General features: G+C 55.5%; 27 protein-coding genes. 7 read left to right on the top strand and 20 right to left on the bottom strand.

Annotated features, from left to right (window positions below; genetic code table 11):
- Positions 1-14: 14 nt before the first annotated feature.
- From rpsR to rpsF, 3 genes are read right to left on the bottom strand one after another with little or no spacing between them, the layout of a single operon-like run.
- Positions 15-242 carry a 30S ribosomal protein S18 gene (gene rpsR, locus BJF97_RS03385; RefSeq protein WP_000135199.1) on the bottom strand — a complete coding sequence of 76 codons (228 nt, stop codon included), beginning with the start codon at positions 240-242 and terminating at the stop codon, positions 15-17.
- A 4-nt stretch (positions 243-246) separates the two neighbouring features.
- Positions 247-561 (bottom strand): primosomal replication protein N, encoded by a 315-nt coding sequence (gene priB / locus BJF97_RS03380; RefSeq protein ID WP_004098002.1) that lies wholly within the window; start codon positions 559-561, stop codon positions 247-249.
- Positions 562-566: 5 nt separating this feature from the next.
- Positions 567-962: a 30S ribosomal protein S6 gene (gene rpsF, locus BJF97_RS03375; protein WP_004098001.1), complete on the bottom strand. Its 396-nt coding sequence runs from the start codon at positions 960-962 to the stop codon at positions 567-569.
- A 336-nt stretch (positions 963-1,298) separates the two neighbouring features.
- Between rpsF and BJF97_RS03370 the strand changes: the two genes are divergently transcribed.
- Both BJF97_RS03370 and BJF97_RS03365 read left to right on the top strand, forming a co-directional pair.
- A complete protein-coding gene (locus BJF97_RS03370) occupies positions 1,299-1,574 on the top strand; it encodes a DUF1471 domain-containing protein (protein ID WP_004098000.1) in 276 nt (91 codons plus the stop codon).
- Between the two features lie 180 nt (positions 1,575-1,754).
- Positions 1,755-2,948, top strand: coding sequence for an MFS transporter (locus BJF97_RS03365; RefSeq protein WP_032695157.1), 1,194 nt, complete (start codon positions 1,755-1,757; stop codon positions 2,946-2,948).
- A 62-nt stretch (positions 2,949-3,010) separates the two neighbouring features.
- On the opposite strand, the gene BJF97_RS03360 is transcribed toward BJF97_RS03365, so the two are convergent.
- From BJF97_RS03360 to ulaA, 6 genes are read right to left on the bottom strand one after another with little or no spacing between them, the layout of a single operon-like run.
- A complete protein-coding gene (locus BJF97_RS03360) occupies positions 3,011-3,697 on the bottom strand; it encodes an L-ribulose-5-phosphate 4-epimerase (RefSeq protein ID WP_004097998.1) in 687 nt (228 codons plus the stop codon).
- Positions 3,697-4,551 carry an L-ribulose-5-phosphate 3-epimerase gene (locus BJF97_RS03355; protein WP_014227628.1) on the bottom strand — a complete coding sequence of 285 codons (855 nt, stop codon included), beginning with the start codon at positions 4,549-4,551 and terminating at the stop codon, positions 3,697-3,699. The genes BJF97_RS03360 and BJF97_RS03355 overlap by 1 nt, the downstream gene beginning before the upstream one ends.
- 9 nt (positions 4,552-4,560) lie before the next feature.
- Entirely contained in the window at positions 4,561-5,211 is a 651-nt protein-coding gene (locus BJF97_RS03350) for a 3-keto-L-gulonate-6-phosphate decarboxylase UlaD (RefSeq protein ID WP_032695156.1), read from the bottom strand.
- Positions 5,212-5,224: 13 nt separating this feature from the next.
- Entirely contained in the window at positions 5,225-5,692 is a 468-nt protein-coding gene (gene ulaC, locus BJF97_RS03345; protein WP_032695155.1) for a PTS ascorbate transporter subunit IIA, read from the bottom strand.
- A 9-nt stretch (positions 5,693-5,701) separates the two neighbouring features.
- On the bottom strand, positions 5,702-6,007 hold the full coding sequence (gene ulaB / locus BJF97_RS03340) for a PTS ascorbate transporter subunit IIB (RefSeq protein ID WP_004109091.1): 306 nt from the start codon (positions 6,005-6,007) through the stop codon (positions 5,702-5,704).
- Positions 6,008-6,019: 12 nt separating this feature from the next.
- Positions 6,020-7,420, bottom strand: coding sequence for a PTS ascorbate transporter subunit IIC (gene ulaA, locus BJF97_RS03335; RefSeq protein WP_004097992.1), 1,401 nt, complete (start codon positions 7,418-7,420; stop codon positions 6,020-6,022).
- Positions 7,421-7,784: 364 nt separating this feature from the next.
- Here ulaA and ulaG point away from each other — a divergent pair, with 364 nt between their 5' ends.
- Both ulaG and ulaR read left to right on the top strand, forming a co-directional pair.
- Positions 7,785-8,849: an L-ascorbate 6-phosphate lactonase gene (gene ulaG / locus BJF97_RS03330; RefSeq protein ID WP_004097991.1), complete on the top strand. Its 1,065-nt coding sequence runs from the start codon at positions 7,785-7,787 to the stop codon at positions 8,847-8,849.
- Between the two features lie 106 nt (positions 8,850-8,955).
- The gene (ulaR, locus tag BJF97_RS03325; RefSeq protein WP_032695154.1) at positions 8,956-9,711 is read left to right on the top strand and encodes an HTH-type transcriptional regulator UlaR; all 756 of its coding nucleotides are present in this window, start codon (positions 8,956-8,958) and stop codon (positions 9,709-9,711) included.
- Here ulaR and yjfP read toward each other — a convergent pair.
- Complete coding sequence (gene yjfP, locus BJF97_RS03320) at positions 9,708-10,424, bottom strand: esterase (RefSeq protein ID WP_004097989.1); 717 nt, start codon at positions 10,422-10,424, stop codon at positions 9,708-9,710. The genes ulaR and yjfP overlap by 4 nt on opposite strands.
- Before the next feature lie 197 nt (positions 10,425-10,621).
- Between yjfP and bsmA the strand changes: the two genes are divergently transcribed.
- Together bsmA and yjfN are read left to right on the top strand one after the other, a co-directional pair.
- Positions 10,622-10,930, top strand: a complete 309-nt coding sequence (gene bsmA, locus BJF97_RS03315; protein WP_032695153.1) for a biofilm peroxide resistance protein BsmA — start codon at positions 10,622-10,624, stop codon at positions 10,928-10,930.
- 137 nt (positions 10,931-11,067) lie between these two features.
- Positions 11,068-11,343 (top strand): DUF1471 family protease activator YjfN, encoded by a 276-nt coding sequence (gene yjfN / locus BJF97_RS03310; RefSeq protein ID WP_014227626.1) that lies wholly within the window; start codon positions 11,068-11,070, stop codon positions 11,341-11,343.
- On the opposite strand, the gene BJF97_RS03305 is transcribed toward yjfN, so the two are convergent.
- Positions 11,334-12,971, bottom strand: coding sequence for an isovaleryl-CoA dehydrogenase (locus BJF97_RS03305; RefSeq protein ID WP_032695152.1), 1,638 nt, complete (start codon positions 12,969-12,971; stop codon positions 11,334-11,336). The genes yjfN and BJF97_RS03305 overlap by 10 nt on opposite strands.
- Before the next feature lie 105 nt (positions 12,972-13,076).
- On the opposite strand from BJF97_RS03305, the gene BJF97_RS03300 reads away from it, so the two are divergent.
- Positions 13,077-13,430 carry a hypothetical protein gene (locus BJF97_RS03300; protein WP_032695151.1) on the top strand — a complete coding sequence of 118 codons (354 nt, stop codon included), beginning with the start codon at positions 13,077-13,079 and terminating at the stop codon, positions 13,428-13,430.
- 45 nt (positions 13,431-13,475) lie between these two features.
- Here BJF97_RS03300 and rlmB read toward each other — a convergent pair whose 3' ends face one another.
- From rlmB to hfq, 9 genes are all read right to left on the bottom strand, one after another.
- Complete coding sequence (rlmB, locus tag BJF97_RS03295; protein WP_004109129.1) at positions 13,476-14,207, bottom strand: 23S rRNA (guanosine(2251)-2'-O)-methyltransferase RlmB; 732 nt, start codon at positions 14,205-14,207, stop codon at positions 13,476-13,478.
- 85 nt (positions 14,208-14,292) lie between these two features.
- A complete protein-coding gene (gene rnr, locus BJF97_RS03290; protein WP_004097981.1) occupies positions 14,293-16,743 on the bottom strand; it encodes a ribonuclease R in 2,451 nt (816 codons plus the stop codon).
- Between the two features lie 37 nt (positions 16,744-16,780).
- Positions 16,781-17,206, bottom strand: a complete 426-nt coding sequence (nsrR, locus tag BJF97_RS03285) for a nitric oxide-sensing transcriptional repressor NsrR (RefSeq protein WP_004097980.1) — start codon at positions 17,204-17,206, stop codon at positions 16,781-16,783.
- A 149-nt stretch (positions 17,207-17,355) separates the two neighbouring features.
- Positions 17,356-18,654 carry an adenylosuccinate synthase gene (locus BJF97_RS03280; protein WP_004097979.1) on the bottom strand — a complete coding sequence of 433 codons (1,299 nt, stop codon included), beginning with the start codon at positions 18,652-18,654 and terminating at the stop codon, positions 17,356-17,358.
- 102 nt (positions 18,655-18,756) lie between these two features.
- Positions 18,757-18,954, bottom strand: a complete 198-nt coding sequence (locus tag BJF97_RS03275; RefSeq protein WP_004097978.1) for a DUF2065 domain-containing protein — start codon at positions 18,952-18,954, stop codon at positions 18,757-18,759.
- Positions 18,955-19,151: 197 nt separating this feature from the next.
- The gene (gene hflC, locus BJF97_RS03270; protein WP_004097977.1) at positions 19,152-20,156 is read right to left on the bottom strand and encodes a protease modulator HflC; all 1,005 of its coding nucleotides are present in this window, start codon (positions 20,154-20,156) and stop codon (positions 19,152-19,154) included.
- 2 nt (positions 20,157-20,158) lie between these two features.
- The gene (hflK, locus tag BJF97_RS03265; RefSeq protein ID WP_014227623.1) at positions 20,159-21,415 is read right to left on the bottom strand and encodes an FtsH protease activity modulator HflK; all 1,257 of its coding nucleotides are present in this window, start codon (positions 21,413-21,415) and stop codon (positions 20,159-20,161) included.
- Between the two features lie 65 nt (positions 21,416-21,480).
- A complete protein-coding gene (gene hflX / locus BJF97_RS03260; RefSeq protein WP_004097973.1) occupies positions 21,481-22,761 on the bottom strand; it encodes a ribosome rescue GTPase HflX in 1,281 nt (426 codons plus the stop codon).
- 75 nt (positions 22,762-22,836) lie between these two features.
- Positions 22,837-23,145 (bottom strand): RNA chaperone Hfq, encoded by a 309-nt coding sequence (hfq, locus tag BJF97_RS03255; protein WP_004097968.1) that lies wholly within the window; start codon positions 23,143-23,145, stop codon positions 22,837-22,839.
- Positions 23,146-23,225: the final 80 nt, after the last annotated feature.

Below are 23,225 nucleotides of genomic sequence, written 5' to 3'. Positions count from 1 at the left end.
TGGACCGTGACCGATTACTGATGACGATCAGTGTACGGCAGCAGGGACAGGTAGCGAGCGCGTTTGATAGCGCGTGCCAGCTGACGCTGATATTTTGCACGGGTACCGGTGATACGGCTCGGGACAATCTTACCGCTTTCGGTGATGTAGTTTTTCAGCGTAGCGATATCTTTATAGTCGATCTCTTGAACGCCTTCCGCGGTGAAACGGCAGAACTTGCGACGACGGAAATAACGTGCCATATGGCTAGTCTCCAGAATCTATCAATTCAATCTGCTCGGCATGCAGAACCATTTTGCTCAAGCCGTTCTTTGCCTTGTGGCAAGAGATGAACCCTCGAACGATTACTGCGCTACCGACCGTTATACTGTGAGTAATGGCCTGGTTCTGGTGTCCGCTAATTATCACGGGCATCTGGCACCATGCCTGCCGGTGAAAACCGGCTTCCTCCTGCACTGAACGATGCTCAAGCACGAACTGGCAGTGTGGAATTCCTGACGGGCTGACCTTACGAAGTGGAGTCCTGCATACAATGCCGGACAGCTCCAGACGGTTGGTCATCAGGATTACTCTTCAGAATCCCCAGCTTCAGAATCATCTGCGGTTTCGTTGGCGAAATCTTCGCGACGCTCACGGCGCTCGTCTTTCGCTTTAACCATCGGAGATGCTTCGGTAACAGCGTGCTTAGTACGCATTACCATGCTGCGGATAACGGCGTCGTTGAAGCGGAAGTTAGTTTCCAGCTCATCGATCGCTTCCTGCGGCGCTTCAACGTTCAGCAGAACGTAGTGAGCTTTGTGCAGTTTGTTGATCGGATAAGCCAGCTGACGGCGGCCCCAGTCTTCCAGACGGTGGATCGTACCTTCTGCTGCAGTGATTGCACCAGTGTAACGTTCGATCATGCCCGGAACCTGTTCGCTCTGGTCAGGATGGACCATAAAAACGATTTCGTAATGACGCATCGAATTGCTCCTTACGGATTATTCAGCCTCCTGTCTGGGTCAGCCGCGGCCCATGGAGGCAAGGAACGTGTTAAAGGGCGGCTGAAAAATTGACGCGTCATAATACGGGCGAGCGGGGTTTAAGACAAGTAAATTGTGCAAATAATTCGCACTAAGCGCGAAGTGGCCTTAAGCCAGTGATTTAAAATTAATCAACGACGGAAGCGACAATTTTTTGAACAACTGCATCAGAAATGGTCGCGATACGCCAGACAGGCAGAGATTACACTTAGATCAGAAGCAATCCATACCCCAGGGAAGCGGGTGAACGTCAGGAGCGTCATAAGGAGGTAGGTGATGAAATACATCCTCATAACCATGATGGCAGCGCTTTTGTTGAGCGCCAACGCGCTGGCTGCTATTAAAATCGATGCCCGCCAGGCCCGCAACATGGACGATGTGCAGAGCCTCGGCGTTATCTATATCAACCACAACATCGCCACCGAGCAGGAAGCCGACCAGGCGCTTAGCCAGCAGAGCGATGCTCAGGGAGCGAAGTACTTCCAGCCGATCCTCATTCATGAACCGGGAAGCGACGGCGCCATTCACGCCAGTGCCGCCATTTACCGCTAGTTTTCCCGGATCGTTGGCTTCTTCCCGTTGCAGGGGGAAGCCAACGATGGCATTGCCCGGCGGTCATACCCGCACAATCGCGCCTTAATGCAATTGAGAATTATTTTTTCTCGTGACTTATCAGCGCCAGCGTAACCTGATTTAATCACTCTTTAACCGCATGATTATCCGGAGTGCTTCATGGTTCCGCGTTTTGCCACGCTAAGCCGTATCCCAAAAGGGGTTTGGGTTCTTGGCGGCGTTAGCCTGCTGATGGATGTTTCCTCGGAAATGATCCACAGCCTGCTCCCTCTATTTATGGCCACCACGCTGGGAGCCAGCGTCATTGTTATCGGCATTATCGAAGGCGTCGCGGAAGCCACCGCGCTGATACTGAAGGTGTTTTCCGGCGTCATCAGCGATTATGTCGGCAAACGTAAAGGGCTGGCGCTGCTCGGCTATGGCCTGGGTGCGCTGAGCAAGCCTCTTTTCGCCATCGCGCCCACCTCAGGCGTAGTGTTTAGCGCCCGGATGATCGACCGCGTGGGCAAAGGGATACGCGGCGCGCCGCGGGATGCGCTGGTCGCCGACGTCACCCCGCCGGAAATTCGCGGAGCCGCCTACGGGCTGCGCCAGTCGCTGGATACCATCGGCGCTTTTCTGGGGCCGCTGCTTGCCGTCGCGCTGATGTTTCTCTGGGATAACGATTTCCAGTCTATTTTTTGGGTCGCGGCGATCCCCGCCGTTCTCTCTATCGCTTTACTGGGCTTTGGATTAAAAGAGCCCAGGACGGCGGTCGTCCAGAAACGCACTAACCCCCTGCGCCGCGAGAATCTCAAGAAGCTTTCCGCCGCCTACTGGTGGGTGGTGGCTATCGGCTCGATTTTTACCCTCGCCCGCTTCAGCGAAGCCTTTCTGGTCCTGCGCGCCCAGCAGATGGCGATCCCGCTGTTCGCTATTCCGCTGGTGATGGTCGCCATGAATCTGGTTTACAGCCTGACCGCCTATCCATTCGGGAAACTATCGGACAGCATGAGCCACAGCAAAATGCTGCAGTGGGGCCTGCTGGTGCTGATCGCCGCCGATATCGTGCTGGCGCTCAGCAGCCACTGGAGCACGCTTTTAGCCGGCGTCGCGCTGTGGGGTATTCATATGGGCATGACGCAGGGTCTGCTGGCGGCGATGGTGGCGCACACCGCCCCGCCTGAACTGCGCGGAACAGCGTTCGGGATGTTCAACCTGATGAGCGGCATCGCCCTGCTGCTGGCCAGCGCCGGTGCGGGCGTGCTGTGGGAAGTTCTGGGCGCCGCCTCGACGTTTTACGCCGGCGCGATAATCTGCGTTGTGACGCTGGTTGGTATGCGCTGCATGCCGTCGGCTTATCAGCAAAACTAAAAATGGCTCCGGAGCAGACCGGTTGATTCATCATAAAGATGAAATGCTCCGGAGCACCTGTTTCACTTTTGCCCGTAATAGGCATCTGGCCCGTGCTTGCGCATAAAATGTTTGTCCATCAGCCAGCTATCGATGGGCTTCAGCTGCGGGTTGATCGCGCGAGCAATCCACGCCATCCGCGCCACCTCTTCCATCACCACCGCGTTATGCACCGCATCGTGCGCATCCTTGCCCCAGGCAAAAGGCCCGTGCTGATAGACCACGATGCCCGGCGTATGCAGCGGCTCAACGTCACCCAGCGTTTCGATAATCACGTGGCCCGTGTTCAGCTCATAAGCCTCCGCCACTTCCTGCGCGCTTAACGCCCGGGTGCAGGGAATGTCGCCAAAGAAGTAGTCCGCGTGGGTCGTTCCCAGCGCGGGAATGGCCAGACCCGCCTGCGCCCAGGCCGTCGCGTGCGTCGAGTGGGTATGCACCACGCCGCCAAGGCTCGGATAGCGGCGATACAGCGCCAGATGCGTGGCGGTATCGGAAGAAGGACGATAGCGTCCTTCCACCACGTTCCCCTCGAGATCCACGACCACCATATCGTCCGCTTTCATGGTCTCGTAGGCGACGCCGCTGGGCTTAATCGCCACCAGCCCGCGTTCGCGGTCGATAGCGCTGACGTTACCCCAGGTAAAAGTGACCAGGCCGTAGCGCGGTAAATCCATATTGGCGTCGAAAACCTGCCGTTTCAGCGTTTGCATTATGCCACCTCCAGCAGACCGGCGCTGGCCATCCGCGCCTTCACCCAATCGCGCGCTTTCGCGACCTCGGCGGCGGGATCGTCGGTCGTTTCGCTCCACATTTCAATTAGATACGGGCCGCAGTAGCCCGTCTGCTTGAGCGTTTCGAAACAACGTTCAAAATCGACGACGCCTTCACCGAACGGCACGTTTTTAAATACGCCGGGTTTCGTGTCTTTTATATGCACCGCCACGATATGCCCCATCCCGGCCTGAAGCTCCATCTGTACGTCATTATCCCAGGCGGAAAGGTTGCCGATGTCCGGATAGAGCTGGAACCACGGATTATTCAGGTAGTGGGCGTAGCCCAGCGCCTTGCTGATCGAGTTCATCAGCGGGTAGTCCATAATTTCCATCGCCAGCGTTACCTGCGCGCGGCTGGCCATTTCAACGCTCTCTTTTAGCCCATCGCGGAAACGACGGCGCGTCTCGTTATTGGCTTCCTGGTAGTAGACGTCGTAGCCCGCCAGCTGGATTACGCGAATCCCCACGTCCTGCGCCAGCCGAATCGCTTTGCGCATAATCTCCAGGCCCTGCGCCCGTACCGCGTCGTCTTCGCTACCGAGCGGGAAGCGCCGATGGGCGCTCAGGCACATTGAGGGCACGCGCACCCCGGTTTCCGCAATCGCGTTAACCAGCGCGAAGCGCTGCTCCCGGCTCCAGTCGAGCCGGGCCAGGCGGTCGTCAGTTTCATCGACCGACATTTCGACGAAATCAAAACCGAGCGCCTTAGCCAGCCGCAGACGTTCCAGCCAGCACTCCCCGGCGGGGAGCGCTTTTTCATAGATGCCGAGCGGAATAGGTTTCGACAGCATAGCCGCTCCTTAGCCCCACAGCTGGGCGATCGAACGTTTAAACTGCCGCGCGGCTTCCACCGGGGAAGCGGCGTCGCGAATGCTGCGACCGGCGATAAAGACGTGGATCGGAATCCCCTGGAACAGCGGCAAATCCTCCAGCGCCAGGCCGCCGGTGACGGTGACTTTAAAGCCCATCCCGGACAGGCGTTTGATCGCGCTGATATCCGCCTCGCCCCACGCTACGCCGGCGGCCTGGGCATCGCGGCTGCGGTGATAAACCACCTGCTGAACGCCCGCTTCATGCCACTCCTGCGCCTGCTCCCAGGTCCAGTAGCCGGTCAGTTCGATCTGGACGTCGCCGTTGAACTCTTTCGCCACGTCCAGCGCGCCTTTGGTGGTGTTGATGTCCGCGCAGCAGATCACGGTGACCCAGTCAGCGTTGGCTTCAAAGCACATGCGGGAGAGAATTTTACCGGCATCGGCGATTTTGGCGTCCGCCAGCACGATTTTGTTGGGATAGAGCGCCTTCAGGTCGCGAACGGCGCGTACGCCCTCAGCCACGCAGAGAATGGTACCGACTTCAATAATGTCCACTTCATCGGCAATCAGGCGCGTCGTTTCATACGCGGAAGACATAGATTGGTTATCGAGCGCAACCTGCAACATAGGTAATGACATTTTGGTGTTCCTTTTAAACGGCCGCTGCCGTAGCGTTATCAATTAATTCCAGAACTTCCTGCGCGGAGCGGCAGGCGCGTAAACGGTCAAAATTGGCTTCATCTTCAAACAGGTTGACGATCTGCATGATGCCGACTTCCTGATGGGTATTGGCATCCACGGCCGCCATGGTGATCAGGATGTCGACCGGGTCGTTATCCTCATGATTGAAAACCAGCGGCGTTTTCAGCGTAACCAGCGCAAAGCCCGTTTTCTTCACCCCCTCTTCCGGCCGACCGTGCGGCATCGCCAGACCGGGAGCAATCACAAAATAAGGGCCGTGCTGAGCAACGCCATCCAGAATGGCCTGGTAGTAGCGCGGCTCCACGACATCCGCCTTCACCAGTAAATCAACGCTCAGCTTGACGGCTTCCTGCCAGGTGCCGGCGTCGGCCTGCAAAAGGATGGAGTTGTTCTCCACCAGCGAATCACGTAATTTCATTTGGCGTCCTTACTTCACATCCTGCGGGAAGTGCGCTTTGATCACCTCCAGCAGTTTTGGGCCAAAATCCGCAGGCGAGAGCATGTTGCGCACGCCAACCACGTATTTGTTGCCGGAGACGCTAATCTCACCGGCGATATGGGTGGAGGCGATGATGATGTCCGCGCCGTTGAGTTCACTTTTGTATTCCCCCACCGCGCAGCTGTTTACCGTGTGATCGATATTTGATTGGGTCAAAAACTGGTCCACCTTCATCTTCATGATCATGGAACTGCCTTGCCCGTTGCCACATACAGCCAGAATACGTACGGTCATAGTCAAAACTCCTTATTGAGCAGAAGCATCTGCCAGTTGTTTTTCCGCGTCCTCTTCAGCGCGCAGCGTGCGCCCTGCGAAGAACATATAAGCCAGTGCGATAATGATAATGACGGCCATAAACGCGATACCGATGGAGGCGAAGCCCTGCATCATCGGCGGCGCCAGAATTGACCAGTCCGCCATGCCCATCCAGGCGCTCATGCCGGTCAGCTTCACCGCCCAGACGCAGCCAAAGATTTCGATCATGCCCATCACCAGACAAATCTTGAGCGCCGCGCGCCAGCCGCCAAAGTGGTTAGCAAAGACGCCGATGGTGGCGTTCGAGAAAAACATCGGGATAAAGCCCGGAATAATCAGAATGGAAGAGCCGAAGCCGACCAGAATACCGACGGCGATCAGCTGACCGATGGTGCCCCACATAAAGCCCCAGACGACGGCGTTTGGCGCAAAGCTATAGATCGCCGCACAGTCAATGGCCAGTACGGCGCCGGGAATCAGGCGCTGGGAGATACCGTTGAACGCCTCGGAAAGTTCGGCGACGAACATGCGCACGCCCTGGGTGATAATGAAAATAGCGACGGCGAACGAGAAGCCCGTTTGCAGGATATAGACCGTCCAGTGGGTGTTACCCGCCATCGCCTGTACGGTGTCGATGCCGAAGGAGAGCAGTATCGCGCCGAAGAAAATGGTCATCACGATGGCCGTGGAGACGATATTGTCGTGAAAGATGTTCAGCCAGCCCGGCAGCTTAAGATCCTCAACGCTCTCCTCTTTTTTGCCCAGATACGGGGCGACCTTGTAAGCAATCCATGAAGCGAACTGCTGCTGGTGTCCGATGGAGAAGCCGCAGCCGTCGGTCACTTCCTGAGTCGGCTTATACATCATGTTCGAGGTAATGCCCCAATAGAGTGACACCAGTACCGCCGTACAGATGATGGTCGTCCACATCGGGTAGCCGAAGATGTAAAAAGAGACGGCAATCAGCCCCGCCTGCTGGAACATGATGTGCCCGGTCAGCATGATGGTGCGAATACCGGTAATACGCCGCAGCAGGACATAACAGATATTCAGCGCCAGGGCTAACAGTACGGCATAGCCCACCCAACTGTAGGCGTCGCCCATGCGTTCGATCGTGGCCATCATTGACGCGTAGGTATCGGAGATAGCGCCGTTAATGCCGTAAACCTCAGACATTTTCGCCACGACCGGCTTAAACGTGCTGGTCAGAATGCCGGAGCCGGCCTGCAGCAGCATAAAACCGATAATGGTTTTAATCGTCCCTTTAACAATAACGCTGGCGCTTTTGCGCAGCAGGATATAGCCCAGGCAGGTCACAATACCCAGCAGCAGCGGGGCGTTGGTCATAACCTGGTTAAAGAACACGGTAAAGATGTGGTAGAGAATCTCCATAACACACTCCAGAAGGTGGACGCTCTGAACGCACGCTACGCCCAGGTTGGTTGTTGCGATCACTCTAATAATCAAAAATAATCACAACAAGATTATATTTGATTAAATGTGACGCACGCCGCAAATAATCACACAATCCGCCATCGTATTAATTCTCATTTCTACAAACTGTGAAATAGTATATTTAAATCAATTAAATAAAACCTAACTCATGTCATAACGTCAGCCTGCCCCTCTTTTTACCCTCCACGATCCCTCTCATGAATGGCAAATTTCAGGATTGCAATCCTGAACAAACGGTGCCAGTATTCGTCAAAACAAATCACATTGTGATTACTTTTGATAATATGTGAGGGAAAAACAAATGAGTAAAGTACAAACCATCACCCGCGAATCATGGATCCTGAACACTTTTCCGGAGTGGGGTAGCTGGCTGAACGAAGAAATTGAACAAGAGCAGGTTGCGCCGGGCACCTTTGCCATGTGGTGGTTGGGTTGTACGGGCATCTGGCTGAAATCCGAGGGCGGAGCCAATATCTGCGTCGATTTCTGGTGCGGTACCGGCAAGCAAAGCCACGGGAACCCGCTGATGAAAACCGGTCACCAGATGCAGCGTATGGCCGGCGTGAAGAAGCTCCAGCCAAACCTGCGCACCACTCCGTTTGTTCTCGATCCGTTCGCTATTCGCCAGATCGACGCCGTACTGTCCACCCACGATCATAACGATCATATTGATGTGAACGTGGCCGCCGCGGTCATGCAGAACTGCGCCGAGGACGTGCCGTTCATCGGCCCGCAAACCTGCGTCGACCTGTGGATGGGCTGGGGCGTTCCAAAAGAGCGCTGTATCGTGATGAAACCAGGGGATGTGGTTAAAATAAAGGATGTTGAAATCCACGCGCTTGACGCTTTTGACCGTACGGCCCTGATCACCTTACCCGCGGATCAAAAAGCCGCAGGCGTCCTGCCGGACGGAATGGATCAGCGCGCGGTGAACTATTTGTTCAAAACGCCGGGCGGCAACCTGTATCACAGCGGCGATTCCCACTACTCCAACTACTACGCGAAGCACGGTAACGAACACCAGATCGACGTGGCGCTGGGCTCCTATGGCGAGAACCCGCGCGGTATCACCGACAAAATGACCAGCGCCGATATCCTGCGCATGGCCGAGTCGCTGAATGCTAAAGTGGTAATCCCGTTCCATCACGATATCTGGTCAAACTTCCAGGCCGATCCGCAGGAAATCCGCGTTTTGTGGGAGATGAAAAAAGATCGTCTGCAGTATGGCTTTAAGCCTTTCATCTGGCAGGTGGGCGGAAAATTCACCTGGCCGCTGGATAAAGACAACTTCGAATACCATTATCCGCGCGGATTCGACGATTGCTTCACGATGGAACCGGACCTGCCCTTTAAGTCGTTCCTGTAAGGCTTCTCCGGCGGGACCGCCCGCCGGAAATTATCCCCGTCAGCATTAGTATTTTCACCTGATTTCAAATATCATCTTTGCTTATCACTTTTAATCGGATTTGCTCATGACGGAAGCGCAAAGACATCAAATTTTACTGGATTTGCTGGCACAAACGGGATTTGTCACCGTGGAGCAGGTGATTTCCCGGCTGGGAATTTCTCCGGCGACGGCACGACGCGATATCAACAAACTCGACGAAAGCGGCAGGCTGAAAAAAGTCCGCAACGGCGCGGAAGCCGTCAGCGAGCAGCGCCCGCGCTGGTCGCCAATGAATATTCACCAGGCGCAAAACCACGATGAGAAGGTACGGATTGCGCGTGCGGCTTCGCAGCTGGTCAACCCTGGCGAAAGCATCGTCATTAACTGCGGCTCTACCGCATTCCTGCTTGGGCAGGAGCTGTGCGGCAAACCGGTACAGATCATCACCAACTATTTGCCGCTGGCCAACTATCTGATCGATCAGGAACACGACAGCGTCATCATTATGGGCGGGCAGTATAACCGCAGCCACTCTATCACCCTGAGCCCGCAGGGCAGCGAAAACAGCCTGTATGCCGGGCACTGGATGTTCACCAGCGGCAAAGGGTTGACCGCCGAAGGGCTGTATAAAACCGATATGCTGACGGCGATGGCGGAGCAAAAAATGCTTAACGTCGTCGGCAAACTCGCGGTCCTGGTCGACAGCAGCAAAGTCGGCGAACGCGCCGGAATGCTCTTTAGCCAGGCCGGGCAAATCGACCTGGTGATTACCGGTAAACAGGCGGATGAGGCGATCCTCAAGCAGCTTGAGGATCAGGACGTACAGGTGATTCGCGTTTAAAGGTGACGTTGAAAAAAGTCCACCGTCGCGGCTAACGCTTCCGGCGTAATGCGGTGGCGGACGCCTTTCTGCCAGAGGCAGGTTAAATTGTCGGCCAGCGCGTTTTGCTGCAGCGCCTGCTGCAGGCGGAAGGTTTCCCCCGGCGGCACGACATCATCTTCATCGCCGTGCCAGAGCAGCAGCGGACGGCTGGCCAGGGTCGCCAGCTGCTGGCTGACGTCCCACGCCACCAGCTGTTCTGCATCGAACGAAGGCGAAGGGAAAAGCGCCTGCGAGAGCGAACTGAAATAGCCTGACCCCATCAGGCAGGCTACGCTTTTCAGCTCCGGGTGGTGGGTCATAATCCCTAATGCCGTCATTCCGCCCATCGATGCGCCTGCCACCGCCAGCCTGTCGTCAGCAAGCCATCCCCGATCCCGAATCGCCTCCTGTAGTGCCGGAAATTCAATAAAATTGTTCATCAGAATCGGCCAGAAGCGCTGCATCCGCCCCTGTTCGTCTCCCCGGTAGCGCGCGCCGTGTTCCGCTGCATCAGGCATAATCACCCGAAACCCCGCCTCTGCAAGCGCAACGGCAAAATAGCTGTAGACCAGCTTAGAAGAGGTAAAACCATGATAAAAGACAATGCAAGGCAGCGCCGTATCCGCGGCGCCCTGCGGGTACGCATGGAGAACCTCCCCACCCGCAAGGTTACGCATTTCTAGTGCGATCATTTACCGTCTCCTTTCTCTCAAGTGATGTTATGTTATTACTCAAGTCGCTCGTTCGCACATGATTCATAATCTTGAGAACCAGATTACGCTTTCACGATATTTTCATTCGAAAATCGCGTACGGGATAACAATTTGGGAACATTCCCCGGAAATGACATTCAGGCTACCACTACACTATGACTAACAGGAAACGAGATATGGTTATGCGTAGGTTTGCACCGTGGTTAATGGCAATCGCTTTAACCGGCTGTAGCGCCCTACAGGGGACGCCAAAGGCGCCGCCGCCGGCAACCGACCATCCACAAGAGATCCAGCGTAATCAGACGGCGGGTATGCAGAAGATGGGGACGGTGAGCGTATTAATGTACGGCTCACCGATGGATGTCGAGGCTGCGCTAAAGGTCAAAGCTGAGGCGGCTAAAGCGGATTACTACGTCATCATAATGATTGATGACACCATGGTTCCGGGCCAGTGGTATTCGCAGGCAATTTTGTACCGTAAATAGCGGTCAACCTTTAAGCCAGCTTTACACTGCTTTGCATCCATTCACGTTCTTCTGTGCATAATAACGTTCGGCCAGCTGTAACCAGGCAGAACGTTAGCAACGGACTGCCCTCAGGACTATGTGAAATGGAGCTGACGATGAAACGAACTTTTACCCTACCCAGCCTGATGTTGACCACCGTCACGGCCAATACTTCCGCGCAGTCAGCGGAGTTTGCCAGCGCTGACTGCGTAACGGGCCTGAACGAAATTGGCCTGATTTGCGTTAACAACATCTCGGGCAGCCAGCAGGATGTTGAACACGCTATCGCCGTGCAGGCCGATGAGCAGGGCGCCTCCTGGTATCGCATCGTCCAGATGTACGAGGAGCAGCAGCCGGATAACTGGCGGGTACAGGCCATTCTTTATGCCTGAGGCGCCTGTCGTCCACGCCCCGTTGCCCGTAACAGTAAGTCATCCAGCGTCTGCTCATCCAGCCGCATGCCGCCGCGCGCGTCGAGCATCATACGGCACCAGGCCTCGGCCAGCGGCGGTGACGCGAAGCGTAATAGCTGCGCCCCAACGCCCAGCATATAGACCAGCCGGGTAATCTCCCGCCCCTGCTCTTCCAGAGGCCGCCGTAGCCACTGCTGCAGCTGCCGCCACGTCCGATCGAAATGACGATTTTGCCCTTTCACTTCCGCGCACTCCGCCGCCAGAAGTTCGAGCGCCGCCGGCTGCTTCATCAGAACCCGCATCACGTCCAGACACATAATATTACCGGAACCTTCCCAGATGCTGTTTACCGGCATTTCACGGTACAAACGCGGTAATTCACTCTCTTCACAATAGCCTGAGCCACCCAGTACCTCCATCGCCTCGGCGACGAACGCGATCCCGGATTTGCAGACAGCAAATTTCGCGGCGGGCGTGAACAGCCTTGCCCATAGCGCTTCCTGCACATCGTCGCGCCTGTCCCAGGCCCTCGCCAGGCGGAACAGAAAGGCGGTTTGTCCTTCCAGCCGCAGCGCCATCTGCCCCAGAACCTGACGCATTATCGGCTGATCGACCAGATTTTTACCAAATGCCTGACGCTGCAGAGCATGGTATAGCGCTACCGAATAGGCCCGGCGCATCAGCGCATGGCTACCCAGCGCGCAGTCAAAACGGGTCAGGCCGCCCATTTTGAGAATTTGCCGGACGCCATCGCCCTCTTCCCCGACCAGCCAGCCGCAGGCATTGAAAAACTCGACTTCGCTGCTGGCGTTCGCGCGGTTACCTAATTTATCTTTCAGCCTTTCCAGATGTACGCCGTTACGCTGTCCATCCGGCAACAGGCGCGGAACAAAAAAGCAGGAGAGGCCCGCCGGCGCCTGAGCCAGCACCAGATGAGCATCGCTCTGCGGTACCGAGAAAAACCATTTATGACCGATCAGATGATAAAAGCCTTCTGCGCTTTTCTCCGCTCGCGTCGTGTTGCTCAGGACATCGGACCCGCCCTGCTTTTCCGTCATCCCCATCCCGATAAGCAGCCCGCGTTTCTGATTACCCGGCACAAGGTGCGGATCGTAGCGATCGCTTAATAGCGGCGATAGCCAGTCGCTAAAAGTCTCGGGTAAGGAGCGCTGCAGCAATGGAATAGCGGCAAAGGTCATGGTAGTGGGGCACAGGGTGCCCGCCTCGACCTGCGCATGCAGCATAAAGCGGGCAGCGCGGGCAACGAAGGCACCTTCGCGAGCCTCTTCCTGCCAGGCAAGATTATGTACCCGGTTAGCGCACAGCCCCTGCATCAGTAAATGCCAGGCGGGATGGAAACGCACATCGTCAAGACGCGATCCCGTTGCGTCATAGCGCAGCAGTTCCGGCGGATTGCTGTTGGCCAGGCGCCCCAGTTCCAGCGATTCGGCCGTCCCCAGCTGTTGGCCAATGCTCGCCAGCAGATCGCCATCCCAGCCCGCGCCTTCGCGGATGACGGCTTCACGCAGGGCGGTATCGGACAGGAATAAGTTACTGTTACATAGCGGCGAGGGTTGATTAAATACGGTATGAGTTTGCCAGTGCATTATGTTTCCCTCCTTCAATGGCTCTATCCATAAGTATGGACAACGGCGCACTTTCCGTCAGAGAACTCTGTTATAAAGTTCTCTCACAATCAGAAAGGGAATTTCATGATTCATTTAATTATTGAAGATCGGCAAAATGCGCCGAACTATATTCCGCTTATCCACCGCCATCTCCCTCATCTCGCGATGAGCGCTATCAAACAGAACCTGAACGCTTCCGGTTACGTCACCTCATTTGATGAAAACAAAATCTGCGATGACATTCTGGAAGAGCAGAATCCTATTGGAAGTTTTCTTAATCTCATCAAAGTATTAAAGAATCGAGGCGCGCAGCTTAAATTCCTCGAGCAAACGGGAGATGAACCGGGAGAGGAATTACCCTTGAGCCAGGTCCTGAACTATGTTGAAAGAGGTCTCGACATTGCCCGTCGGATAGAGCGAGAAGGCGGTCAGAACTGAAGAAGATAAGCCATTCCAGAGAATGGCTTATTTGGAAAGAAGAGATTAGCTGCGCTGGCGTACCGCTTCAAACAGGCAAATACCGGTGGCGACCGATACGTTCAGCGACGACACGCTACCGGCCATCGGGATGCTGATCAACTCGTCGCAGTGCTCCCTGGTCAGGCGGCGCATGCCTTCGCCTTCCGCCCCCATGACCAGCGCCAGCGATCCGGTCATTTTGCTCTGGAACAGCGTATGATCGGCCTCGCCGGCGGTACCGACGATCCAGACGTTCTCTTCCTGCAGCAGACGCATGGTACGCGCCAGGTTGGTGACGCGGATCAGCGGGACGTTTTCCGCCGCGCCGCAGGCCACTTTTTTCGCCGTGGCATTCAGCTGCGCAGAACGGTCTTTGGGGACAATCACCGCATGCACGCCAGCGGCGTCAGCGCTACGTAAACAGGCGCCGAGGTTGTGCGGATCGGTCACGCCGTCAAGGATCAAAAAGAACGGCTGATCGAGAGAGGCGATCAGATCCGGCAGATCGTTCTCCTGATACTGACGTCCGGGCTTCACGCGGGCAATAATTCCCTGATGAACGGCGCCTTCGCTTTTCTCATCCAGAAACTGGCGGCTGGCGACCTGAATCACCACGCCCTGCGCTTCCAGGGCATGGATCAGCGGCATAAGGCGCTTATCCTCACGGCCTTTCAGAATAAAGACTTCCTGAAAACGTTCAGGAGCGCGCTCCAGCAGTGCCTGCACCGCGTGGATGCCGTAAATCATTTCACTCATTTATCTACTCGTTTAGGTTCTGTTATCCGTTCCCTTCCCTCGCCCCGCCACGATGTCGGGAGGCGCGGGGGTAAAGGGAATCGCACTACTCAGCGATATTCTTTTTCTTCGCCGCGCGCTTGGCTTTGGTCGCTGCGGCTATCTTCTGGGTTTTCTCCGACGGCTTTTTCGCTTTCTTCTCGCCTTTTGGCTGAGCGGCTTTCGGCTGAGACTGACCTTTCTGTTTGCGGAATGCGCTATCCGGCTCGAAGTTTACCTGCTTGCCCGCCTGACGGCGACGTCCGGAAGATTTACCTGCGCCGCCTTTCTTCGCTTTTTCACGCTCGGTCTTACCGACGTTGCGCGGCGCGCGCTCGCTGGAGATAAGCGAGAAGTCAATTTTACGCTCGTCCATGTTGACCGCTTCAACGCGCACTTCCACGCGATCGCCCAGTCGATAGGTCTGGCCGCCGGATTCACCAATCAGACGCTGCCCGACCTGATCGAAGCGGTAGTAGTCGTTATCGAGGGAAGAGACGTGCACCAGACCATCAATAAACAGCTCATCCAGACGGACGAAGAAACCAAAGCCGGTCACGCTGGCAATCACGCCCTTAAAGACGTTACCCACCTGATCCAGCATGAAATCACACTTCAGCCAGTCCGAAACATCGCGCGTCGCTTCATCAGCACGACGCTCGGTCATCGAACAGTGCGCCCCCAGCTGCAGCATCTCGTCCATGCTGTAGTGCCAGCCGCCGGTCTCGGTGCTATTGCCTTTATGTCCCTGCTCTTTCGCCAGTAAATACTTGATCGCGCGATGCAGCGAAAGGTCAGGATAGCGGCGAATCGGCGAGGTGAAGTGGGCATAGGATTGCAGCGCCAGACCAAAGTGACCGCGGTTTTCCGGGTCGTATATCGCCTGTTTCATCGACCGCAGCAGCATAGTTTGCAGCATCTCTGCATCCGGACGATCGGCGATAGAGGTCAGTAATTCCGCATAGTCGCGCGGCTCCGGCTTGTTGCCGCCAGGCAGCTCAAGCCCCAGCTCCGCGAGCACCGAACGGAATGCGGTAATCGCTTCCGTACTCGGTTTGTCATGGATACGGAACAGCGCCGGTTCCTCGGCCTTCTCAACGAAGCGCGCAGCGGAGATGTTCGCCAGGATCATGCACTCTTCAATCAGCTTGTGCGCGTCGTTACGCTGGGTCTGCTCAATACGTTCAATACGGCGTTCAGCATTAAAGATGAATTTAGCTTCTTCACTCTCAAATGAGATACCGCCGCGCTCTTCACGCGCGCCGTCCAGCACTTTGTAGAGGTTATGCAGCTCTTCAATATGCTTAACCAGCGGCGCGTACTGCTCACGCAGATCCTGGTCGCCCTGCAGCATATGCCAGACTTTGGTATAGGTCAGACGGGCATGGGAGCTCATCACCGCTTCGTAGAATTTGAAGCCGGTCAGACGCCCCTTGGCCGAAATCGTCATTTCACAAACCATACAGAGCCTGTCGACCTGAGGATTCAGTGAACACAGGCCGTTAGAGAGCACTTCAGGCAGCATCGGAACCACCTGAGACGGGAAGTAGACCGACGTGCCGCGGCTGCGCGCTTCGCCATCCAGCGGCGTACCCGGACGCACGTAGTAGCTCACATCGGCGATCGCCACCCACAGACGCCAGCCACCGCCGCGTTTCTTCTCGCAGTACACGGCATCATCAAAGTCACGGGCGTCTTCGCCATCAATGGTGACCAGCGGCAGGCTGCGTAAATCAACGCGCCCTTGTTTCGCCTCTTCCGGTACCTGTTCTTTCAGGCCGGCCACCTGTTTTTCGACCGCTGGCGGCCAGACGTAGGGAATTTCATGGGTGCGCAGGGCCATATCGACCGCCATGCCGGTACCCATATTGTCGCCGAGGACCTCAACGATCTTGCCGACCGCTTTGGTGCGGCGGGTTGGGCGCTGGGTCAGCTCAACCACCACCACAAACCCCATCCGCGCGCCCATGATCTGTTCCGGGGGGATCAGGATATCGAAGCTCAGGCGGCTGTCATCCGGCACCACGAAGCCAACGCCCGCATCGGTAAAGTAGCGGCCCACAATCTGGCCCGTTTTTGGCACCAGTACGCGGACAATACGCGCTTCGCGACGGCCTTTACGGTCGGCGCCCAGCGGCTGCGCCAGCACCTGATCGCCGTGAATACAGGTTTTCATCTGCTCGGACGACAGATACAGGTCATCTTTACGGCCTTCAACGCGCAGGAAGCCATAACCATCGCGATGACCGATAACGGTCCCTTTCAGCAGGTCAAGACGTTCCGGCAGCGCATAGCACTGACGACGCGTAAAGACCAGCTGACCATCGCGTTCCATTGCGCGCAGTCTGCGGCGCAATGCTTCTTGTTGTTCTTCGCCTTCAATATTCAGCTCTATTGCCAGCTCATCTCGGCTAGCCGGTTTTTCGCGTTTTGCTAAATGATCGAGGATAAATTCCCGGCTCGGGATTGGATTAGCGTATTTTTCAGATTCGCGGTCCAGGAAAGGATCTTGTGACATGTCGGTTCCTCCGTTGTCATCTCCAGTGAAGTTTACGTCACTCCACCAGCAATAATTTATAAAGCGGTTGATTCTTTTCAACCAAATCGGCCAGCGTGTAGTTATCCAGTTCCTTGAGAAAACTTTGCGCGGCTTCAGCAAGCGCCTGTTTCAGACGACAGGCGGGCGTAATATGGCAAAATTCGCTGCTGCAGTTGACCAACGAGAGCGGCTCCAGATCGCGAACAACATCACCCACGCGAATCATATTTGCCGGTTTCCCCAGACGAATTCCCCCGTTTTTTCCCCGTACCGCCGTCACGTACCCCACGCGACTTAGCTGATTGATTATTTTAACCATATGATTACGGGAAACGCCGTAAACCTCCGTCACTTCGGAGATGCTGGTCATTCTTCCATCCGGTAGCGACGCCATATAAATCAGCGCGCGTAATCCGTAATCAGTGAAACTCGTTAACTGCACAATCAACCTCAGGGAAAAGAAAAACAGAGTGCGTCGGTAGACAATTACTATTGATGATAAACCAGCCAGCGCTCAGGCCGCTAATTTATTTAAATGGGGCGGGCGAACAGCAAAAACAAGAGGCGCCTTAACGGCGCCCCTGGGGATCGTTATGCGTCGAACGGATCGCGCAAAATCATCGTCTCGGTACGGTCAGGACCGGTAGAGATAATATCAACCGGTACGCCGGTCAGCTCTTCAATGCGTGCGATGTAGTTCAGCGCTGCCTGCGGCAGACCGCTGCGCTCTTTCACGCCAAAGGTGGTTTCAGACCAGCCCGGCATGGTTTCGTAAATCGGCTCGATGCCTTCCCAGTTGTCAGCAGCCAGCGGAGTGGTCGTCACTTCGCGGCCATCCGGCATCCGGTAGGCTACGCAGATTTTAACTTCTTTCAGGCCGTCCAGGACGTCCAGCTTAGTCAGGCAGAAACCGGACAGGGAGTTAATCTGCACCGCGCGGCGCACCGCTACGGCATCCAGCCAGCCGGTACGACGACGACGGCCGGTGGTAGCGCCAAACTCGTTACCCTGCTTGCACAGGAACTCGCCGGTTTCATCAAACAGCTCAGTCGGGAACGGACCCGCGCCTACGCGAGTGGAGTAGGCTTTGATAATACCCAGAACGTAGTCTACATAACGCGGACCCAGACCGGAGCCGGTCGCCACGCCACCTGCGGTGGTGTTGGAAGAGGTTACGTACGGATAGGTACCGTGATCGATATCGAGCAGCGTACCCTGTGCGCCTTCAAACATGACGAAATCGCCACGCTTGCGCGCCTGGTCAAGCAGATCGGAAACGTCAACAACCATCGCGGTCAGGATGTCGGCAATCGCCATGACGTCATCGAGAACCTTCTGGTAGTCAACCGCTTCAGCTTTGTAGAAATTCACCAGCTGGAAGTTGTGATATTCCATCACTTCTTTCAGTTTCTCAGCGAAGGTGGCTTTATCAAACAGATCGCCAACGCGCAGACCGCGGCGAGCCACTTTATCTTCGTAAGCCGGGCCGATACCGCGACCGGTCGTACCGATAGCTTTCGCGCCGCGCGCTTTTTCACGCGCAACATCCAGCGCAACGTGATATTCGAGGATAAGCGGGCACGCTTCAGAAAGCAGCAGACGCTCGCGGACAGGGATACCACGGTCTTCCAGACCTTTCATCTCTTTCATCAGCGCAGCCGGAGAAAGCACGACACCGTTACCGATGATGCTGGTGACATTCTCGCGAAGAATACCTGATGGAATGAGATGGAGGACGGTTTTTTCACCGTTGATTACGAGAGTATGGCCGGCGTTGTGACCGCCCTGATAGCGCACAACATATTTAGCCCGTTCAGTCAGGAGATCGACGATCTTCCCTTTACCTTCGTCACCCCATTGGGTGCCCAGTACGACGACGTTGTTACCCATTTTTCAAAATCACCGTTTGCTTAAAAATGGATTCTACCATCGCTTTTTCAGAGTTACAGCACTTTTTGCACTCAAAAGGCGGGAAATTAGTCTACTTTACGCTCAGCCAATCGTTTTCCTCAACATGTAGTAGATGACGATACCGGCAACCACAAGACCTCCGCCAAACCGGCGTAATAAATTATCCGGTAATTGGCTCATCGTGGCGACCATTCGACGCCACGCGCGCGGATAAAGCAATGGCCCAAGCCCTTCAAGTACTAAAACCAGCGCCAGTGCCAGCCAGATTGTTGAGTTCATTATTCACCTTTATTTAAGTACAGCCACCGTCGCTCACCCCTGTGAGTCGTTGCTCAATTCATATTCTCCGGTATTTCATCATTGTTATGAACCGGCTTTATGAAACAAAATACATAACCCATTGGCGAACCCAAATCCGCTGCGAACATTGTAAAAAAGGCGCCTCAACGGGCGCCTTTTTGCTTACTCATTGCTTATCAGCGGGTCGCTGACGTGGGTGATTTCATATAGCGGAAGAAATCGCTGTCCGGGCTGAGAACCATTACATCCTGATTGCTCTGGAAGCTGTTCTCATACGCACGCAGGCTACGGATAAAGGCATAGAAGCCTGGATCCTGGCTGAATGCATCAGCAAACAGTTTCGCCGATTCAGCATCGCCTTCACCGCGCAGAATACGACCCTGACGCTCGGCTTCCGCCAGCGTTTTGGTCACTTCATAATCCGCGGTCGCGCGCAGTTTTTCAGCTTCTTCCTGACCCTGTGAACGGTGACGACGCGCTACCGCTTCACGCTCGGCGCGCATACGGTTGTAGATCGCTTCAGACACTTCGGCAGGCAGGTTGATCTGTTTAATACGCACGTCGACGACTTCAATACCCAGCGCCGCCATACTGTTCGGGTTGATCACCTGAACCTTACCGTTTGTTTCTGCTTCAACACGCTCCGCCGCTTTGGCAATCGCGTCATCGGCAGCCGGCGTACTGACTTCATCTTCTGTGCCCGCAGAACCTGAGTTCAGCGCATCGCGGACTTCCAGGGTCAGACGGCCGCGGGAGTCGGTCACGATGTCTTTCACATCTAGGCGGCCAATTTCAGAACGCAGACGGTCAGAGAATTTACGCTTCAGCAGCACCTCGGCCTGGGAGACGTCACCGCCGCCGGTTGCCAGGTAGTAACGGCTAAAGTCGCTGATGCGCCACTTGATGTAAGAGTCAACAATCAGGTCCTTCTTCTCTTTGGTAACAAAGCGGTCGGCCTGGTTGTCCATCGTCTGGATACGCGCATCAAGCATCTTCACGGATTCAATAAAAGGAATCTTGAAGTGAAGGCCAGGCGCGTACACCAGCGGTTTATTTTCATCGTCGCGCAGAACTTTACCAAAACGCAGCGTGATGCCGCGCTCGCCCTCTTTGACCACAAAGATGGACATGTAGAGCACCACCAGCACGATGACAATTATCGCGATAACAGATTTACGCATCGTTATTCCCCCTGACGCTGGTAGTCGTTACGCTGCGCGTTGGCGCGGCGTTGGTCCATAATGGTGCCTCCCGTAGAGGTAGAAGCGTTACTGGCGCTGTTTGAGCTGGCTGCAGGCGGCAGACGCAGCAGATCGCTTGCGCCACTGCTATCGCTCTTTGCCGCCGGCGCGCCGGCGCCTTTCAGCATCTGATCCAGAGGCAGAACCATCAGGTTGCTCCCCTTATCGTTAACCAGCACTTTGCGCGTATGGCTCAGCACTTTTTCCATGGTTTCGATATACAGACGCTCGCGGGTAATTTCCGGAGCCGCTTTATACTCAGGCAGAATTTTTGCAAAACGAGCCACTTCACCCTGCGCTTCAAGAACGGTCTGGGTCTTATAGGCGCGAGCCTCTTCAAGGATACGCTGCGCCTGACCGTTAGCCCGCGGCTGGACTTCGTTGGTGTAAGCTTCCGCTTCACGAATGTACTGCTGTTCGTTTTCACGCGCGGCAATCGCATCATCAAACGCGGCTTTTACTTCCTCCGGCGGACGCGCCGTCTGGAAGTTGACGTCGAGCAGGGTGATACCCATGTTGTACGGACGAATGGTCTCTTCCAGCTCGCGCTGGGTATCGCTACGAATGACGGTACGTCCTTCGGTCAGGATACGGTCCATGGTGTATTTACCGATCACGCCACGCAGGGCGCTGTCGGTGGCCTGACGCAGGCTGTCGTCCGCGCTGGTGACGCTAAACAGATAGCGTTCCGGATCGGTCACGCGGTACTGCACGTTCATCTCAACGCGCACGACGTTTTCGTCAGACGTCAGCATGACGCCGGAAGCCGCCAGTTCGCGGACCGACTCAACGTTAACCGCCTGAACGTTATCAATGAAAGTAGGTTTCCAGTTAAGACCAGGCTCAACCAGATGGCTAAATTTACCAAAGCGAGTGACGACGCCACGTTCAGCTTCTTTAATGGTATAGAAACCGCTGGCTGCCCAGATAATAACCGCAGCGGCGGCAACGATGCCGACGATACGTCCGCCCATTGGCCCGCGAGGTCCCTGAGAGCCGCTACCGCCGCCCAGTCCACCTTTTCCGCCACCCAGGCCGCCAAGTTTTTTACTTAGCTTACGGAAGATATCATCCAGATCGGGAGGTCCCTGCTCGCGACCGCCTTTGTTGCCATTTCCCCCAGAGTTGCCGCCTTGGTTATTGCTGCTTCCCCACGGGTCGCGGTCCTGTCCGTTATTACCGGGCTGATTCCACGCCATGTATATGCTCCATATTTGTTTTTGATATCCCCACAGGGGTCAATATCTTCAGGCAAGCTGCAAGGTCAAATCACGTATTCAACCAGCGCTGGCTCTTGTTTACAGAGGCGACGCCAGTCAACGATCGGCATGCGCACCTGCAGACCAACGCTACCGTCATCCTCCATCCACTCTTTCTCTATCGCCTGAAGCTGATAGAACCGGCTTCTCAACCGACCTTCCTGCGGTGGCAGGCGCAGCGTGTGCTGGGCCACTTCACCAGAAAGCCGTTCCGTCAAAGCCTGAAAAAGCAGCGGTACGCCAACCCCGGTCTGGGCGGAAAGCCAGACCCGAATCGGTTTATTTTCTTCATCCCGATCGATACGCGGCTCAAAATCATCCAGCATGTCGATTTTATTCATGACCAGCAGCGCCGGGATCTCATCAGCTTCGATTTCCGCGAGCACCGTATTCACTGCGTCAATATTTTCCTGCACGCGCACATCGGCAGCATCAATGATATGCAGCAACAGCGTCGCCTGGCGCGTCTCCTGGAGCGTCGCTTTAAACGCGGCCACCAGATCGTGCGGCAGGTGGCGAATAAAGCCTACGGTATCCGCCAGGACGGTTTCGCCGACATCAGGGACATCAATCCGGCGCAGCGTTGGGTCCAGAGTGGCGAACAGCTGGTTCGCAGCATAGACCTCGGCTTCGGTTATCTGGTTGAACAACGTGGATTTACCGGCGTTGGTATAACCGACCAGCGACACGGTTGGAATATCGGCTTTGGCGCGTGACCGCCGTCCCTGCTCACGCTGTTTTTCAACTTTTTCCAGTCGCGCCAGGATCTGCATAATACGGTTACGCAGCAAGCGGCGGTCAGTTTCGAGCTGGGTTTCCCCCGGGCCGCGCAAACCAATCCCGCCTTTCTGTCTTTCAAGGTGGGTCCAGCCGCGAACGAGGCGAGTCGCCATGTGGCGCAGCTGCGCCAGCTCGACCTGCAGTTTCCCTTCGTGGGTACGCGCTCGCTGGGCAAAAATATCTAAAATCAGGCCGGTACGATCGATAACCCGACATTCGCATAAGCGCTCCAGGTTTCGTTCCTGTGCCGGACTCAGGGCATGATCGAAGAGCACGACCGATGCACCGGTCGCTTTTACGGCTTCCGCAATTTCGACAGCTTTACCTTCACCAACAAAATACTTCGGGTGCGGTGCTTTACGGCTACCGGTAATCACCTGCATTGCTTCGACACCGGCGGAAGAGGCCAGAGTTTCAAACTCCTGGAGATCTTCCATATCTTTGTCTTGCGAAAAATAGATGTGTACCAGTACCGCCTGCTCACCGGCATCATAACGGTCAAACAAGCGTAAACCCCTTATAAAATACCAGCGGGGAACGCAGAAAACCTGGCTCCCCGACGTGGAAAAACAGCATCTGCCTTATTCGGCGTCTTCGCTGTCTTGCTGCGGCGCAGAAGAACCCTGAGCACCACCACCGTGGTGATAGTTGTTTGTACCGCCGCCAGCATTGTTGCTGTGGTGTGACACCGGGCGAGACGGGACAACAGTAGAAATTGCGTGCTTATAGACCATCTGGCTGACCGTGTTTTTCAACAGGATCACGAACTGATCGAAAGACTCAATTTGCCCTTGCAGCTTAATACCATTCACCAAATAAATAGAAACCGGAACACGTTCCCGACGCAAAGCGTTCAGGAACGGATCTTGTAAAGATTGCCCCTTAGCCATTCTCTCTTTTCCTTATATGTATGCTTGTTTTGTACTCAGAACCTTACGATTCTTAAAAAAATTACGCACGATACCCGTTC

The organism is Klebsiella sp. LTGPAF-6F, assembly GCF_001753185.1.
GTDB classification, from domain to species: domain Bacteria; phylum Pseudomonadota; class Gammaproteobacteria; order Enterobacterales; family Enterobacteriaceae; genus Klebsiella; species Klebsiella michiganensis.
This window is presented reverse-complemented; position numbering and strand designations above follow the sequence as displayed.